The organism is Streptomyces sp. NPDC093252 (assembly GCF_040683675.1).
Classification (GTDB): Bacteria; Actinomycetota; Actinomycetes; order Streptomycetales; family Streptomycetaceae; genus Streptomyces.
In genome coordinates, this window is record NZ_JBFBEM010000022.1 from 43533 (window position 1) to 58444 (window position 14912).

The window sequence follows — 14912 nt, forward strand, 5'->3', positions numbered from 1 at the left end:
CCTGCGCTAACCGCACAAGGTGCCGGACGGTCACCGTCGGGCTGGGCGAGGTGAGTGACGGGGTGTCAGAGCGACTGGGCCGGGAGGGTCTTCATGGTGACGTAACTGGTCACCGCGGCCACGCCGGGCAGGTCGGCCAGGCGGTGGGCGTGGAAGTCCTCGTAGGCGGTCAGGTCGGCGACCTCGACCTGGAGGAGATAGTCGAAGTTGCCGGTGATGTGGTGGGTGTGGGTCACCTCGGGCAGTGCGGTCACCGCCTGCTCGAAGGCGGTCACCACGTCCCGGGTGTGGCGCAGCAGCCGCACCCCGGCGAACACCCGCAGGCCCCGGCCGACCGCGGCGGGGTCGACCAGCGCCCGGTAGCCGCGGATCACGCCGGTCTCCTCCAGCCGCCGCACCCGGCGCAGACAGGGCGACGGCGACAGTCCGACCCGGGCGGCGAGATCGGCGTTGCTGATCCGCCCGTCCTGCTCCAGCACGGCCAGGATCGACCGGTCCACTGCGTCCATGGGGGCAGATTATTGCGCGGGGGCGGCTTCTAGCACGGCACGGGTGCCGGGGGTGGGCGCAATCCGCTGCCAAATAGGCGCCGGGGCGGTCGGCGCGGGGCGGGGAGGGGTCAGGCTCGGAGGTGTCGCCGGCCCCCGTCCCCGGGGCCGCAGAGAGGCAGCCCACCATGTCCTCGTCGTCCTCGTTGTCCTCGTCACCCTCGTCGTCCGAGCCGGGCAGCAGCACCCGTGCCGTGCACGCCGACCGGGCGGTCCGGCCCGGCCGGGCACTGGCGCCGCCCATCTATCAGACGGCCGCCTTCGCCGCCCCGGACGCCGACACCTTCGCGCGGGCCGCGGTGGAGCCCCGGGGCCAGGACTTCTACACCCGGTTCGGCAATCCGAACCACGCCCAGGTCGCCGCCGTGGTGGCCGAACTGGAGGGCACCGAGGCGGCGCTGGTCACCGCCTCCGGGATGGCCGCGCTCACCACCACCGTGCTGGCGCTGGTGAGCGCGGGCGACCATGTGATCGGCCAGCGCTCGACGTACGGCGGTACGGCGTCGGTGCTGCTGAACCTGCTGCCCCGGCTGGGGGTGTCCACCACCCTGGTCGACCAGGAGGACCCCGGGGCCTTCGAGCGGGCGCTCACCCCGCGCACCCGGCTGATCCTGCTGGAGTCGCCGAGCAATCCGCTGCTGCGGATCACCGACCTGCGCGCGGTCGCCGCCCTGGCCCGCGCGCACGGGGCGCTGACCGTCGCCGACAACACCTTCGCCACGCCCCTCAACCAGCGCCCGGCGGAGTACGGCGTCGATCTGGTGTGGCACAGCGCGACCAAGTACCTCAACGGGCACAGCGATGTCTCCGCCGGGGTGCTGGCCGGGCCCGCCGCGCTGCTGGACCGGGTCTGGGACACCGCCCTGCTGACCGGCGCGGTGCTCGGCCCGCTGGACGCCTGGCTGCTGCTGCGCGGGCTGCGCACCCTGCCGCTGCGGGTCGCCCGGCACAACGCCAACGGCCTCGCCCTCGCCGAGGCCCTGACGGACCACCCGGCCGTGACCCGCGTCCACTACCCGGGCCTGCCGAGCCACCCCCAGCACGCCCTGGCCGCCGCCCAGATGACCGGTTTCGGCGGGGTGCTGGGCATCGAGTTCGCCGGTGGCTTCGAGGCGGCCGACGCGTTCCTCGGGCGGCTGCGCCACCCCCGCCGGTCGGCGAGCCTGGGCGGGGTGGAGTCGCTGGCGGTGCATCCGGCGTCCATGTGGCGCGGGATGCTCGGCGACGACCAGATCGCCGGGTCCGGGGTCCCGGCGGGCCTGGTCCGGCTGGCCGCCGGTACGGAGGACACCGCCGACCTGGTCGCCGACGCCCTGGCCGCGGCGGACCCGGACCCCCCACAGCGGTAGGACACCGGCCGCCCCCGGGCTCCCCCCTCCCCCCCCCACGACCGTCACGACGGTCACGACCGTAAGGAATCAAGCCTCCATGAAGACCCTGCTCAGCGGTGGAACCGTCGTCACCCTCGACCCGGCGGCCGGCGATCCCGACCGGGGGGACGTCCTGATCGAGGACGGGGTGATCACCGAGGTCGCCGCGCGGATCGACGCGCCGGACGCCGAGGTGATCGACGCCACCGACCGGATCGTGCTGCCCGGTCTGGTCGACACCCACCGCCACACCTGGCAGACCGCGTTCCGGGGGATCGGCGCGGACTGGACGTTCGCCGAGTATCTGACGGCCGTGCACGGCACCCTGAAGCCGCACTTCCGGCCCGAGGACGTGTATCTGGGCAATCTGCTGGGCCGGCTGGAGGCCCTGCACTGCGGGGTGACGACCATGCTCGACTGGTTCCACTGCGCCCAGAGCCCCGCACACGCCGACGCCGCCGTCGCCGCCCTGCGCGAGGCCCCGGGCCGCTCGGTGTTCTGCTACGGCGCGGGATGGGGCACCGGCGAACCGGTGGACGCCGAGGTCCGCCGGATGCGGGCCGCGCTGCCCGACGACGACGGACCGCTCGGCATGGCCCTGGGCCTGCGCGGCCACGACGAGACCGGTACCGCCCTGCTCGCCGACGAACTCGCCCTGGCGGCCGACCTGGCCATCCGGACCAGTCTGCACACCGCGTCCGACGGGGTCCGCCGCCCGGTCGCGGAACTGCGCGAGCACGGGCTGCTGCGGGACACCACCACCCATGTGCACGGCAACGGGCTGGCCGACGACGAACTGCGGATGCTGGCCGACGCGGGCTGCTCGGTGTCGATCAGCCCGGACGTCGAGATGAAGATGGGGTTCGGCCTGCCGGAGACCGGCCGGATGCTGGCCGCCGGACTGCGGCCCACCCTGTCGGTGGACGACGTCCCCTCGGTCGGCGGCGATCTGTTCACCACCATGCGCACCGCGTTCGCGGCGCAGCGCGCCCTGGACGGCGGGCTGCGCTCCCGGGACGTGCTGGAGTTCGCGACCGTCGACGGGGCCCGCGCCCTGGGCCTCGGCGACCGGATCGGCTCACTGACCCCGGGCCGGGCGGCGGACGTGATCCTGCTGCGCGCCGACGACCCCACGGTGTTCCCGGTCAACGACCCGGTCGGCACGGTCGTCGCCGCCGGTCACCCCGGGCTGGTGGACACCGTCCTGGTGGCGGGCCGGGTGGTCAAGCGGGACGGGGCCCTGGTGGGCGTGGATCTGCCGGCGCTGCGGTCGCGGGTGCTGGAGTCCCGCGACCGGATCGCCGCGGCGGCCGGGATCCCGCTCGGCGGCGGACGCCCGGAGCCGCGGTGAGCGCCGCGCGGGAACGGCCCTTCGTCCAGGTCGATGTGTTCGGCGACCGGCCCTGTCTGGGCAACCCGGTGGCGGTGGTCCTGGACGGCACCGGACTGAGCACCGGCCGGATGCAGTCGCTGGCGGCCTGGACGAACCTCTCGGAGACGACGTTCGTCCTGCCGCCGACCGTGCCGGGGGCGGACTATCGACTGCGGATCCTCACCCCGCGCGGTGAACTGCCGTTCGCCGGGCACCCCACCCTCGGTTCGGCGCGCGCCTGGCTGGACAGCGGGGCCACCGGGCACCGGCCGGACCGGGTGGTGCAGGAGTGCGCCGCGGGTCTGGTCACCGTGTGGCGGCTGGGCGGGGGGCGGCTGGCGTTCACCGCTCCGCCGCTGCTGCGGACCGGACGGCTGGAGGCGTCGGAGGTGGGGCGGCTGAGCGCCGCGCTCGGGGTGGGGGCGGGCCGGGTAGTGGATCATCAGTGGGTGGACAACGGGCCCGGCTGGGCCGTGCTCCGGCTGGCGACGGCCGCCGAGGTGCTCGCCCTGGAACCCGAACTGTCCCTGGCCCCGGACGCGATGGCCGGGGTGATCGGTGCCCATCCGCCGGGGTCGGCGCACGCCTTCGAGCTGCGGACGTTCGCACCCCGCTGCGGGGTGCCGGAGGACCCGGCGTGCGGGAGCATGAGCGCGGCGGTCGGCCAGTGGCTGGCGACGGGCGGCGCGCCCGCCGCCTACCGGGTCTCCCAGGGGGCCCGGCTGGGACGGGCGGCGACCATCGAGGTGACGACCGGGACGGACGGCACGGTCCGGGTGGGCGGCACCACGGAGATCCTGGTCCGGGGGACGGTCATCTTGTGAGTGGGGGGTGGGGGGAGAGTTGGGAGGCGGGGGCTGGTGGCCCGGGGGCAGGGGCCGAGGGCCGGTGGTCGCTGGTCGGAGGCCGGGCCCGTTAAGCGGAGGCCAGTGGTCAGAGGCCGGGGCCCATCGCGATGTCCGCGCCGGGCACGGTCTGGAGGACCGGGGTGAGGACACCGGCCTGCGGCAGCTTCAGCCCGGGCAGGCCGAAGTTGTCCGGGTCGGGCGGGGTCAGCGGGGCGTCCAGGGTCAGGCCGGGAGCGAGGGCGCGGACATCGGCGGCGGGGACCTCGACACCGAGGTGGTCGAACTGGTCGCCGAGGAGCCGGGGCAGCGGGGCGCGGAGCTGGGCGCCGGGCAGGCCGGTGCTGACGGGGACCTGCGGCAGGGCCCGGTCCGGCAGGAGCCGGCCCTCGACGTGCCGGGGGCCGTCGGGGGCGCCCGGCACCGGCAGCGGCAGCTCGGCGGAGAGGGTGGGCACCTCCATGTTCAGGGAGTGCTCGACCCCCTCCAGCGGCACGGGGACGGGGACGGTCCCGGACGCCGACGCGGGCGTGGCGGCGGCGCCGAGGGCGGCGGCCACCCCGGTGGCGAGGGCGGCGAGAGTTCCTCGGGTGCTCGGCTTCATGTCAGCTTCGGTCCTTCGAATCGGTTCCTGGGAGCGACGTCCGTACGCACAACGAGTCCGGGCACGCGACGAGCGCACAATTCCCCCGGGTGCCGCAGTTGTGGGACGGGGTGATCGTCGGTTCTTCGGCCGACGGCGGACGCGCCGCCGCCCCCGGGTCCGGGAACCCGGGGGCGGCGGCCTGGTGCTGCTCCGTGTGGCGCGGGCCGTCAGACGCGCAGACTGCGGGCCGGGAGGACGACATGGGCGGCGGCGTTCAGGGTCTCCTCGGCTCCGGCGAACGCGGCGAGCGCCTCGGGCTCGACGGGCAGTCCGGGCTTGGCCTCGGGCCAGGGGCGGGTGGTGAACACGAAGTAGGCGAAGCCGCGTTCGCCGACCGCGTCGAGCCACTCCGGCGGCGGGGTGACCGTGGCGTTGAGGTGGGGCATGGCGACGACCGCCGTACCGGACTCGACCAGCAGGCTGACCGGGAGGCTGGGCTTGACGTTGCCGTCGACGAGGTCACCGCCGACCGGCAGGTCGTTGTCGGTCAGCAGCCGCTCGACCGCGGCGGTGGTGGCCTCGGGGCCGTCGGCGGCGTCGCCGAGGGAGTAGGCGAGGAGGTAGGGCATGTCGCCGTCGGGCGCCTCGCCGCTCCAGGCCATCACGACGAGCGTGCCGAGGTCGGCGGGGTGGAAGGGGCGGGTTTCACCGGAGGTTGTGGTCACCCGCGCGACCCTAGCCCCGGGCCCGAACGCCGCCCGGCGCGATCTCACCCGGTCGGGGGATGGTGCGCCGCCGCTCCACACGAACGAGGGAAGTGGGGCGTTTCCGGTCCCGGGACGGGGGTCGGCGTGCCGTGCCCGGCCGGACGGGGAATGTGCCCGGCGAATGGGCCGGGGCAATTCCGGAATACCGAAAGGGCCGATTCCCGGGGAATGGAATCGGCCCTTTCGGTAATGCGCGGGGAGACCGCGGGAGACCGCGGGAGGTCGCGGGCAGCCGCCGGGGCTCAGCCCTGGAGGGGGAGCCCGCCGAGCAGTCCGGTCTTGTTGATCGCGCCGGTGGTGCCCTTGACGGTGTTCAGCACGGAGTCCTTGTTCTCGGTGTCGAGGGCATTGGACTGGTGCTGGAGCGGCATCGCGTCGGCGGTCGTCAGGCGGCCACTGGTGAGGGTGTTCACGGCGCCGTTGAGGCTGGAGGGCGTGAGGTCGGCGGCGTTGTGGGCGAACGCGGGCGCGGCGGCACCGGCGAGGGCCAGGGATCCGGCGACGACAGCGGCGGCCTTCAGGGACTTCATCGGGTTCCTTTCTTGGGCGACCGGTACTGGCGGCTGCCCGAGGAAATTCTGACGCCGTGCCTAACGACCCTTCACCGGCCGGGAAACTCCGTTCCGCGGAAATCACAGAAATCATAAGAACCCCGGGCACGGCTCTCGGCGGCGAGGGGCGTGCCCGGGATGGAGGGTGAGGGTTACGACACCGGGGGGTTGGGGGCGGCGGGGAGGCTGGCGGCGGCGGGGACGGCCGGTGCGGCGGGGACGGCCGGTGCGGCGGGCGCCGAGACGGGGAGGTTCGGGGCGGCCGGAAGGCTGGGAGCGGCCGGAAGGCTCGGGGCCGCGGGGAGACTCGGGGCGGCCGGAAGACTCGGGGTCGCCGGGAGGGCGGGGGCCGTTGCCGGGAGGCTCGGCAGGGACGGCAGTCCGGCCAGGTCCGGTGCGGGCAGCCCCCCGCCGAGCAGGACGGACGCCAGGACGTTGACGATGCCGGTGACCACCCCGGTCGCGGCCGGCACGATCTTCCCGGCGTCGCCGGAGATGGTCGCGGTGATCAGGGCGTCCACCGCCTGCCGCAGGGCGGCGAGGGCGTCGGCCTTGAGGTCGGCGGGCGCCTTGCGGGGCGCGGCGGCCGGGGCCGGGAGGGGTGCGGCCGGGGAGGTGGAACCGGCCTCGGCGATGGCACTTGACGCCGCTTCGGCGAGCCGGGTCGCCTGGTCGGGGGTGAGCTGGCCGTTGTCGGCGTTCAGCGCGGTGCTGAGCAGTTCGGTGACCGGGGTGAGCACCCCGCCGATCTCGCTCAGGCTCCGGGTCTGGGCGAGCAGCGCGTCGGCGCCGGGGACGGGCGCCGCCTCGGCGGCCGTACGGACGCGCTCCCCGGGCGAGGCGTGCCCGGCGGCGACCGCCGGGGCGGCGGCGCCGAGGACGAGGGCGGCGCTGAGAGCGGTGGACGCGATACGCCGCTTGGGCAGACCACGCATGGGACTTCCTTTCGAGTGATGCACACGTCCGGCCGCACTGGTGTGCGCGGCCGTGGCTCCACCGTGCGAACGACCGTCGCACTCCGCAACCGATCGGACACCCTAAGTCATCATCCGGCGCGCGGGCCACGCCCCGCCCGGGGACACCCGCCCCCGGGCGAGGCCCAGTTGGGACCGGTGCGGACGGCGCCGCCGCGCACCCCCATTCGGGGCACACCCCCGGACGCACCCTCGGACACGCGAACCGGCCGCCCTCCCCGCCGAGGGGGAGGACGGCCGGCCGCGCGGCGGCGCCGCGGCGTCAGTGGTTGATGCAGGTGTTGCCGAACGCCGGGTTCAGCAGCCCGACGACGTTGATCGTGTTGCCGCAGACGTTGACCGGAACGTGGACCGGGACCTGGATCACGTTGCCGGACACCACGCCCGGGGAGTGGGCCGCAGCGCCCTGGGCGCCGCTGTCGGCGGCGGCGACACCGGCGCCACCGGCGACGGCCGCGGCGGCAACGGAGGTCAGGACCAGACCCTTCGCGATACGCGACATGGAGAGGTGCTCCTTGGGGGTTGACACAAACATCCGGGCGGGATGCCCGGCGCTGTGTCAACGCACCACGCCCCCGCGGGTTGTGCCGCCAAAGGGGTGATGTCCCCCCAGGAGCGGACTTCACCATTCCGACACACTTGTCCGGTTTCAATGGACTAATACGGATAGCGACTAGAGTTGCGGACCGTTCGACGTACCCGTATGGCCCGTCCATCCCAGGAAATCCCAGGAACCACAGGAAAGGGCACGCCGGTCATGCCGCACTCCCCGGGATCGCTGCTGCGCCGTGCGACGGTCGGCGGCCTCGCCCTCGCCGCTCTCGTCGGGCTCCCCGCCCTCACCGCTCCGGACGGAGCCCGCGCCCGCGGCCTCGCCGCGCCCGCCGCCGAGGCCGAGCGCATCGCCTTCGCCGAACGCCACCGCGCGGTCCAGCACGGCGGTTTCGTCCGCGCCGCCAACACCTCCCTCACCTGCGCCGCCACCCCCGCCTGCGGGGCCACCCGGGACGGCGCCCCCGGCGGCGGCGACTTCGCCATGGAGTACGTCGACATCGACGGCGACCCCCGCACCGACAACTCCTCGCGCGCCGAGGTCCGGCTGCCCGACGGCGCCCAGGTCACCTACGCCCGCCTGTACTGGGGCGGCAATCTGCTGGCCGGGGAGCGCCGCCCCGCCCGCGACACCGCCCGGGTCCTGCTCGCCGCGCCCGGCGGCGGCTACGGCGAGGTCCTCGCCGACACCGCCGTCGGCCGCCGGACGGCCCGCGGCGCCGACGCCTACCAGGCGTCGGCGGACGTCACCCGGCAGGTGCGCGCGGGCGGCGCCGGGCTCTGGACCGTCGCCCAGGTCGGCGCCGCGCGCGGCCGGTCCGCGAGCGGGACGTGGGCCGGCTGGACCCTGGTGGTCGCCTACGAGCACCCGGCGGAGCCGCTGCGCCGACTCACGCTGTGGGACGGGTTCGAGGCGCTGGACCGGGCCGGGCACGAGATCCGGGTGACCGGGCTCGGCGCCCCCGCCGGGGCCACCGGACAGGTCGGCCTGGTCGCCTACAACGGCGCCCGCGCCACCGGCCCCGACACCCTCGCCGTCTCCGCCGACCGGCGCGCCCCGGCCCCCCTCGGCGACGCCTCCAACCCGTACGAGGACGTCCTGAACTCCACCGTCACCGGCACCCCGGGACGGCGTGAACCCGCGTTCGAGCAGACCCTCGGCTACGACTCCGACGTGTTCGAACTGGGGCGTGCGCTGGAGCGCGGTGGTGACCAGCTCGCGTTCCGGCTCGTTTCCCAGCCGGACGCGGCGTGGGCCGGGGTGCTCTTCGTCGCCGTGGAGGCCCGGAAGTAGGCGCGCTCCCGCCCGTCCGACAGCACCGCCCCCGAGCGAGGAAACCGCGCCATGCACCAGCCATCGCCCGCCCCCGCGCCGCGCGTCCTGCATCTGACGCAGCCGGTCGACGGCGGGGTCGCCCGTGTCGTCGCCGAGCTGACCCGCGCTCAGCTCGCCGCCGGCTGGGAGGTCGTGGTGGCCTGCCCCGAGGGGGCGCTGGCCCGGGAGGTGACGGCGCTCGGCGCCGGTTTACACCTCTGGCGCGCGACGCGTGCGCCGGGTCGTTCCCTCCCGGGGGAGGTCCGTGGGGCCGTACGGGTGATCGACACCGTTCGACCGGATGTGGTGCACGCGCACAGCGCCAAGGCGGGGCTCGCCGGGCGGCTGGCGGTGCGCGGGCGGATCCCGACCGTGTTCCAGCCGCACGCCTGGTCCTTCGAGGCGGTCGGCGGCGTCACCGCCGCGCTGGCCCTGCGCTGGGAGCGGTTCGGGGCGCGCTGGGCGGCGCGCACGCTCTGTGTGAGCGGGGCCGAGCGGGACACCGGGGCCGCCGCCGGGATCACCGCCCGCTGGAGCGTCGTCCCCAACGGCGTCGACACCGACCGCTTCTCCCCGGCTCCCGCCCCCGTCTCCCGTGCCGCGCTGCTGCCGGGCCTCGGCCCGGACACTCCGCTGGTGGTGTGCGTGGGGCGGCTGTGCCGGCAGAAGGGCCAGGACGATCTGCTGACGGCCTGGGAGACGGTACGGCGGCGGGTGCCCGGGGCGCGGCTGGCGCTGGTCGGCGACGGCCCCGACCGCGCCCGGCTCGCGGCGCGCGGCGGGCAGGTGCTGTTCACCGGCGCGGTCGCCGACCCGGTGCCCTGGTACCGGGCCGCCGATCTGGTGGTGCTGCCCTCGCGCTGGGAGGGCATGGCGCTGGCGCCGCTGGAGGCGATGGCGTGCGGGCGGCCCGTGGTGGTGACCGATGTCGACGGCGCCCGCGAGGCCCTGCCGCCCGCGCTCGCGGCGCACGCGCTGGTGCCGCCGGGCGACCCCGCCGCCCTGGCCCGCGCCCTCACCGCGCTGCTGGCCGACCGGCGGCTGCGCGACGACCTGGGCGCCCGGGGGCGCGCGCACATCCGGTCCGCGCACGACGTGCGGCACATGACCGAGGCGGTCGCCCAGGTCTACGGCGACCTCCTCGGCGCCGGTCAGGCGGAGCGCGTCGCGCCCCCCGAGTACAGGGAGTCGATCCACTCGTGACTGCGGAAAGCACTGCAGCCGGCCCCGTCCCCTCCCCGGGGTCCCCCGGGAGCCACGGGGCCCACGGGGTCCATGGATCCCACGGGGTCCACGGGATCCACGCGTCTCTCGGATCCCACGGAGCCCTTGGATCTCACGGGGCCCACGGATCCCCGGGATCCCTGGGGTCGAACCCCCTGGAGCACAGACCCGGGCCCAGACCCCCGGCCCCGGCTCCGGCCCCGGCCTCGGCCCTGTCCGTGCTGCCGCCGCGGCGCCGAGACGGCGGCTTCCGGATGCCGGTGCGGCGCAGGCCCCCGGCCCGCCCCCCGGTCCTGCTGCCACTGCTGCTCGCGGACGCCGCCGCCGCCCTGCTCGGCTCGCTGGCGCTGCTCGGCCACCGCCCGCTGCTGCTCGCCCTGCTGGTGGCCGTCTCGATACTGCTGCGCCCGCACCGCCCGCCCCGAAGGCTCCACGGCATGCTGGACGAACTGCCCGCCGTCTGCGGCCGGATCGCGCTCGGCTGGCTGGGCCTGGCCACCCTGGTCGCCGCGCTCGCCCCCGGCCAGGCGCTGACCCCGCACACCCTCGCGCTCGGCACCGCCACCCAGATGACCGCCGCCTGCGCCGGACGCGCCCTGGTCCACCGGCGCCGCCGCACCCTGCTGCTGCGCCGCCCGCGCGCCGCCCTGGTGATCGGCCCGGCGCCCGTCGCCCAGCGGGTGGCCGCCGCGATCCTGCGCCACCCGGGGTGCGGGACGCGCCCGGTCGGCGTGGTCGCCGCCGTGCCCGAAGGGCCGGACGGGCTGCCGGTGCTGACCACCGGCGAGGAGGTGCAGCGGGCCCTCATCCAGAACGGCGTCCGGGACGTCCTCGCCGTCCACCCCGGGGTGCGCGGCGAACACGGGCCGCTGCTGCGGGCGCTCGCCGAGTCCGGGTGTGCGCTGTGGGAGCTGGACGCCGACTCACCGGCCCACCCGGCGGGCGAGCACCTAGCCGGGTTCGCCTGCCGTCGCCTGGAACTGGGCCCGGGTCGGCGCACCAGCCCCGGCAAGCGGCTGCTGGACGTGACACTCGCCGGGCTGGCGCTGCTGGCGGTGAGCCCGCTGCTGCTGGTCTGCGCGCTGGCGCTGCGGCTGATCGAGGGGCCCGGGGTGGTGTTCCGGCAGGAGCGCATCGGCAAGGACGGCCGCCCCTTCACCCTGCTGAAGCTGCGCACCCACCGCCCGGTCGACGAGACCGAGTCGGCGACCCGCTGGAGCGTCGCGGGCGAGCACGGCATGAACGGGTTCTGCCGCTTCCTGCGCCGCCACTCACTGGACGAACTGCTCCAGCTCTGGAACGTGGTCCGCGGCGACATGAGCCTGGTCGGCCCCCGACCCGAACGCCCCTTCTTCGTCACCCAGTTCAGCCAGACCTACCCCGGCTACGCCGCCCGCCACCGCATGCCGACCGGCATCACCGGCCTCGCCCAGATCCACGGGCTGCGCGGCAACACCTCCATCGAGGACCGGGCCCGCTTCGACAACGCCTACATCGACAACTGGACGCTGTGGCAGGACATCTGCATCCTGCTGCGCACCGCGACGGCGCTGGTCCGCTCGGCGGGGAGCTGACCCATGACCGCGACCCACCCGCGCACAGGACGCCACGGCCCGGGGCAGGGAGCCGACCCCCTGCCCCCTCGCGCCCACCCGTCACAGGGCCCCCACCCCACAGCGACTCACCCCCACCCGACACCGGCAGCCACCCCCACCACGGCCCACCCCCCAGGACCACAGCACCCGGAGCCAGGCCCATGACCCTCGCGCCGCCCCTCCCCCCGCCTCTGGCCCTGCCGCCCCGCCGCACCCCGCCGCCCCCGCGCCGGGCCCTGTCACCCGTGTGGCCCGTGGTCGCGGTCGTCGCCCTGCTGGGGCTGCCCTCGGTCACCGGCGGCGCGGGCGGGGCGGGTCCGGCCGACGCGCTGTCCGCGCTGGTCGTCGGGTTCTGTGCCGTCCGGCTGCTGCGCCGGAGGCGCCGCCCGCTGTCCGCCACCGCCGTACTCGTCCTGGCGCTGCCGGTCGTGGGGCTCGCGGTGGCCGCCGTCGGGGCGTCCTCGGCGGGGGCCGGGCTGACCGGCCTCGGCCGCTACCTCCAGATCTTCGTGCTGGTCCCGGTGGCGGTCGCACTGTTGATCCGGGACCGCTCCGACGTCCGGCTGCTCGCCTGGGCGTTCGTGGCCCTCGCCGCCTGGGAGGGCGCGGTCGGCGTCCACCAGTACGCCACCGGGACCGGCGCCTCCTACCAGGGGCAGTTGATCCGGGCGGTCGGCACCTTCGGCGCCCAGGACATCATGGGGATGGCGACGGTGGTGTCGCTGGGCCTGGTCTGCGCGACCGGGCTGGCGCTCGGGGACGGACCGGCCCGGCAGCGGGCGCTGGCCACCGCCGCCGCCCTCGCGCTGACCGTCCCGCTCGCCCTCTCCTTCAGCCGGGGCGCCTGGATCGCGACCGCCCTGACCTGCGCGGCCCAGCTCCTGCTGGCCGGGGCGCGCCGGGCGCTCGCGGTGGGCGCGGGGCTGCTCGCGGCCGGGATCGTGCTGGTCGGTGGCCTCGGGGTGGGCTCGGGGATGCTCCAGGAACGGATCAGCAGCATCGGGCGGGTGGCCGCCGCGCCGGACCAGTCCGTCACCGACCGGTACGCGATGTGGGCGGCGGCGGGCGCGATGTGGCGCGAGCACCCGGTGACCGGCGTCGGCCTCAAGGGCTTCCCCGAGCACCGGGACGCCCATGCCCCGCTCGCCCTGTCCTCCGGCAGCGACACCGAGAGCGCGGGTGAGGCGTTCCGCCGCCAGCCGCTGCTGTCCCCGCACAACATGTATCTGCTGATCCTCGCCGAACAGGGCCTGCTCGGACTGCTCGCCCTCGCCGGGAGCTGGCTGGCCCTGCTGGTCCGCTCCCTCACCCGCCTGCGGCACACCCGCCGCACCGGCCCCGCCCGCCGCGCCCCCGACTGCGCCCTGCTGGCGACCGGCCTGCTGATCTGGCAGCTCATCGACTTCTGCTACGCCGACATCGGCGGCCCCGCGACCGTACTGAGCGGCGTCTGCCTGGGCCTGACGGCCTGGTGGGCGCTGTCGGCCGCCCGGCCCCCGGCGACCGGGGGACACGATGACCGTGCGTGACCCGTCCCGGCTCGGGACGGCACCGGACGCCACCCGCCTCCCCGCCCCCCGGACCGCCACCGACCCCGCGCCCGGACCGCCGCCCCGCGGCTTCCTCGCCCGTGCCGCGCTGCTCACCGGGGTCCTGTCGGTCGCCGGGGCGCTGCTCGGGCTGGTCCGGGACCAGGCGCTGGCCCGGCTGTTCGGGGCGGGCGCGGAGACCGACGCGTTCCTGGTGGCGTGGACCGTCCCGGAGTTCGCCTCGACGCTGCTGATCGAGGACGGGCTGGCGTTCGCGCTGATCCCGGCGTTCAGTCTGGCGCTGGCGCGGCGGGCGCGCGGGGCGGCCGGGGACCCGGTGCGGGCGCTGGTGGCACGTACGCTGCCCCGGCTGACGCTGGTCCTGGCCGCCGCCGCCATCGCCGTCGTCCTGCTCGCGCCCGCGCTGGTGGACGTCCTGGCCCCCGGGCTGGCCGATCCCGCGCTCGCCGTGGACTGCACCCGGCTTGCGGCGGTGTGCGTGGTCGGGTTCGGGCTCGCCGGGTACTTCAGCGCCGCGCTGCGCGCCCACCGCCGCTATCTCGCCCCGGCCGCGATCTACGTGGCCTACAACACCGGCATCATCACCGCGATGTTCGTGCTCGGCGGGCGCTGGGGGGTGCGTTCGGCGGCGACCGGGGTGGCCCTCGGCAGCCTGCTGATGGTGGCGGTCCAACTCCCTTCCTTCGTACGGCGCTTGCGGCGCAAGGCGGTCGCCGAGGTGCCGCCGTCGGGCACCGGGGGGCCGGAACCGGCCGTCGGGCTCGGTCTGATCGCGGCCATCCTGACCTTCGCGCTGTGCCGTCAGTCGCAGGTGCTGATCGAGCGGTTCCTCGCCTCGAACCTGCCCTCCGGGGCGATCTCGCATCTGAACTACGCGCAGAAGGTCGCCCAGATCCCCATGACGCTCTCCCTGATACTGGTCACCGTCACCTTCCCGGTGGTCGCGCGGGCGCTGGCCGACGGCGACACCGAGCGGGCCCGCGGCCGGATGGAGCGGGATCTCGCCCTGGCCACCTGCATGGTGCTGTTCGGCACCGCCGCGGTCGTCTCCTGCGCCCCGCAGATCGTCGAACTCCTCTTCCAGCGCGGCGCGTTCACCGCCGCCGACACCGCCGCGACCGCGTCCGTGATGCGGGTGTACGCGCTCGGCCTGCTCGCCCAGACCCTGGTCGGGGCGCTGATCCGGGCCTACTTCTGCGCCGGTCACCCCACCTGGTACCCGCTCGCCGCGATGACCGCCGGGGTGGTGGTGACCGCCTGGACCGGCGCCCTGACCGTCGGCACCTGGGGCGTCCTCGGCATCGCCGCCGCCAACGCCGCCGGGATCACCGTCACGGCCGTGCTGCTGCTGTCCGGCACCCGGGCCCGCGCGCTGCCGGTCCGGCGCGGGGCGGTGCTGGCCGAACTGAGCCGCCCGGTGCGCGCCGCCCTGCTGGCCACCGCCGCTGGGGCGATGGCGGCGGGTGTGCCCGGGTCACCGATGGGAGGGCTGGCGGCCGGGGGGGCCGCGGTGACCGTCGTCTTCGTGCTGACCGGCGCGGGCCTGGGCGCCCAGGGCTGCGCCCCCGTACTCCACTCCCTCCGCACCGCGACCCGAAGGCTCCGCCATGCCCGCACCCGCTGACCCGATCACCGCCCCCTCGGCCGCCACTCCCTCACCCCC

14 protein-coding genes are annotated in these 14912 nt (G+C 75.9%); 8 read left to right on the forward strand and 6 right to left on the reverse strand.

Annotated elements, in window-relative coordinates; all coding sequences use genetic code 11:
- Positions 1 to 65: 65 nt before the first annotated feature.
- Complete coding sequence (locus AB0O01_RS34180) at positions 66 to 509, reverse strand: Lrp/AsnC family transcriptional regulator (protein ID WP_365319664.1); 444 nt, start codon at positions 507 to 509, stop codon at positions 66 to 68.
- Between the two features lie 167 nt (positions 510 to 676).
- On the opposite strand from AB0O01_RS34180, the gene AB0O01_RS34185 reads away from it, so the two are divergent.
- The 3 genes from AB0O01_RS34185 (at position 677) to AB0O01_RS34195 (ending at position 4114) form a co-directional block, all read left to right on the forward strand.
- Positions 677 to 1897: an aminotransferase class I/II-fold pyridoxal phosphate-dependent enzyme gene (locus tag AB0O01_RS34185; protein ID WP_365319665.1), complete on the forward strand. Its 1221-nt coding sequence runs from the start codon at positions 677 to 679 to the stop codon at positions 1895 to 1897.
- A 79-nt stretch (positions 1898 to 1976) separates the two neighbouring features.
- Positions 1977 to 3269 (forward strand): amidohydrolase family protein, encoded by a 1293-nt coding sequence (locus AB0O01_RS34190; protein ID WP_365319666.1) that lies wholly within the window; start codon positions 1977 to 1979, stop codon positions 3267 to 3269.
- Positions 3266 to 4114, forward strand: coding sequence for a PhzF family phenazine biosynthesis protein (locus tag AB0O01_RS34195; protein ID WP_365319668.1), 849 nt, complete (start codon positions 3266 to 3268; stop codon positions 4112 to 4114). Before AB0O01_RS34190 ends, AB0O01_RS34195 begins: the two co-directional genes overlap by 4 nt.
- Before the next feature lie 109 nt (positions 4115 to 4223).
- Here the strand turns inward: AB0O01_RS34195 and AB0O01_RS34200 are convergent, their stop codons facing one another.
- The 5 genes from AB0O01_RS34200 to chpG form a co-directional block, all read right to left on the reverse strand.
- Positions 4224 to 4739, reverse strand: a complete 516-nt coding sequence (locus AB0O01_RS34200) for a hypothetical protein (RefSeq protein ID WP_365319670.1) — start codon at positions 4737 to 4739, stop codon at positions 4224 to 4226.
- A 209-nt stretch (positions 4740 to 4948) separates the two neighbouring features.
- Positions 4949 to 5446 carry a DUF5949 family protein gene (locus AB0O01_RS34205; RefSeq protein WP_365319671.1) on the reverse strand — a complete coding sequence of 166 codons (498 nt, stop codon included), beginning with the start codon at positions 5444 to 5446 and terminating at the stop codon, positions 4949 to 4951.
- Between the two features lie 284 nt (positions 5447 to 5730).
- On the reverse strand, positions 5731 to 6018 hold the full coding sequence (locus tag AB0O01_RS34210) for a hypothetical protein (RefSeq protein ID WP_365319672.1): 288 nt from the start codon (positions 6016 to 6018) through the stop codon (positions 5731 to 5733).
- 173 nt (positions 6019 to 6191) lie between these two features.
- Positions 6192 to 6974 (reverse strand): hypothetical protein, encoded by a 783-nt coding sequence (locus AB0O01_RS34215; RefSeq protein WP_365319674.1) that lies wholly within the window; start codon positions 6972 to 6974, stop codon positions 6192 to 6194.
- 301 nt (positions 6975 to 7275) lie between these two features.
- Positions 7276 to 7515, reverse strand: a complete 240-nt coding sequence (gene chpG, locus AB0O01_RS34220; RefSeq protein WP_365319675.1) for a chaplin ChpG — start codon at positions 7513 to 7515, stop codon at positions 7276 to 7278.
- A 255-nt stretch (positions 7516 to 7770) separates the two neighbouring features.
- Between chpG and AB0O01_RS34225 the strand changes: the two genes are divergently transcribed.
- The 5 genes from AB0O01_RS34225 (at position 7771) to AB0O01_RS34245 (ending at position 14873) form a co-directional block, all read left to right on the forward strand.
- Positions 7771 to 8859, forward strand: a complete 1089-nt coding sequence (locus tag AB0O01_RS34225; RefSeq protein ID WP_365319677.1) for a DUF3344 domain-containing protein — start codon at positions 7771 to 7773, stop codon at positions 8857 to 8859.
- A 51-nt stretch (positions 8860 to 8910) separates the two neighbouring features.
- Entirely contained in the window at positions 8911 to 10083 is a 1173-nt protein-coding gene (locus tag AB0O01_RS34230) for a glycosyltransferase (protein ID WP_365319679.1), read from the forward strand.
- A 275-nt stretch (positions 10084 to 10358) separates the two neighbouring features.
- A complete protein-coding gene (locus tag AB0O01_RS34235) occupies positions 10359 to 11678 on the forward strand; it encodes an exopolysaccharide biosynthesis polyprenyl glycosylphosphotransferase (protein WP_365319766.1) in 1320 nt (439 codons plus the stop codon).
- 182 nt (positions 11679 to 11860) lie between these two features.
- Positions 11861 to 13228: an O-antigen ligase family protein gene (locus AB0O01_RS34240; protein WP_365319680.1), complete on the forward strand. Its 1368-nt coding sequence runs from the start codon at positions 11861 to 11863 to the stop codon at positions 13226 to 13228.
- A complete protein-coding gene (locus tag AB0O01_RS34245; RefSeq protein ID WP_365319682.1) occupies positions 13215 to 14873 on the forward strand; it encodes a lipid II flippase MurJ in 1659 nt (552 codons plus the stop codon). The genes AB0O01_RS34240 and AB0O01_RS34245 overlap by 14 nt, the downstream gene beginning before the upstream one ends.
- Positions 14874 to 14912 lie beyond the last annotated feature (39 nt).

Bases quoted from the DNA above. Each gene is read 5' to 3' on its own strand.
- AB0O01_RS34215 (WP_365319674.1), bottom strand. From the start codon at position 6,974: ATGCGTGGTCTGCCCAAGCGGCGTATCGCGTCCACCGCTCTCAGCGCC.
- AB0O01_RS34210 (WP_365319672.1), bottom strand. From the start codon at position 6,018: ATGAAGTCCCTGAAGGCCGCCGCTGTCGTCGCCGGATCCCTGGCCCTC.
- AB0O01_RS34190 (WP_365319666.1), top strand. From the start codon at position 1,977: ATGAAGACCCTGCTCAGCGGTGGAACCGTCGTCACCCTCGACCCGGCG.
- AB0O01_RS34225 (WP_365319677.1), top strand. From the start codon at position 7,771: ATGCCGCACTCCCCGGGATCGCTGCTGCGCCGTGCGACGGTCGGCGGC.
- AB0O01_RS34230 (WP_365319679.1), top strand. From the start codon at position 8,911: ATGCACCAGCCATCGCCCGCCCCCGCGCCGCGCGTCCTGCATCTGACG.
- AB0O01_RS34245 (WP_365319682.1), top strand. From the start codon at position 13,215: ATGACCGTGCGTGACCCGTCCCGGCTCGGGACGGCACCGGACGCCACC.
- AB0O01_RS34185 (WP_365319665.1), top strand. From the start codon at position 677: ATGTCCTCGTCGTCCTCGTTGTCCTCGTCACCCTCGTCGTCCGAGCCG.
- chpG (WP_365319675.1), bottom strand. From the start codon at position 7,515: ATGTCGCGTATCGCGAAGGGTCTGGTCCTGACCTCCGTTGCCGCCGCG.
- AB0O01_RS34180 (WP_365319664.1), bottom strand. From the start codon at position 509: ATGGACGCAGTGGACCGGTCGATCCTGGCCGTGCTGGAGCAGGACGGG.
- AB0O01_RS34240 (WP_365319680.1), top strand. From the start codon at position 11,861: ATGACCCTCGCGCCGCCCCTCCCCCCGCCTCTGGCCCTGCCGCCCCGC.
- AB0O01_RS34235 (WP_365319766.1), top strand. From the start codon at position 10,359: ATGCCGGTGCGGCGCAGGCCCCCGGCCCGCCCCCCGGTCCTGCTGCCA.
- AB0O01_RS34200 (WP_365319670.1), bottom strand. From the start codon at position 4,739: ATGAAGCCGAGCACCCGAGGAACTCTCGCCGCCCTCGCCACCGGGGTG.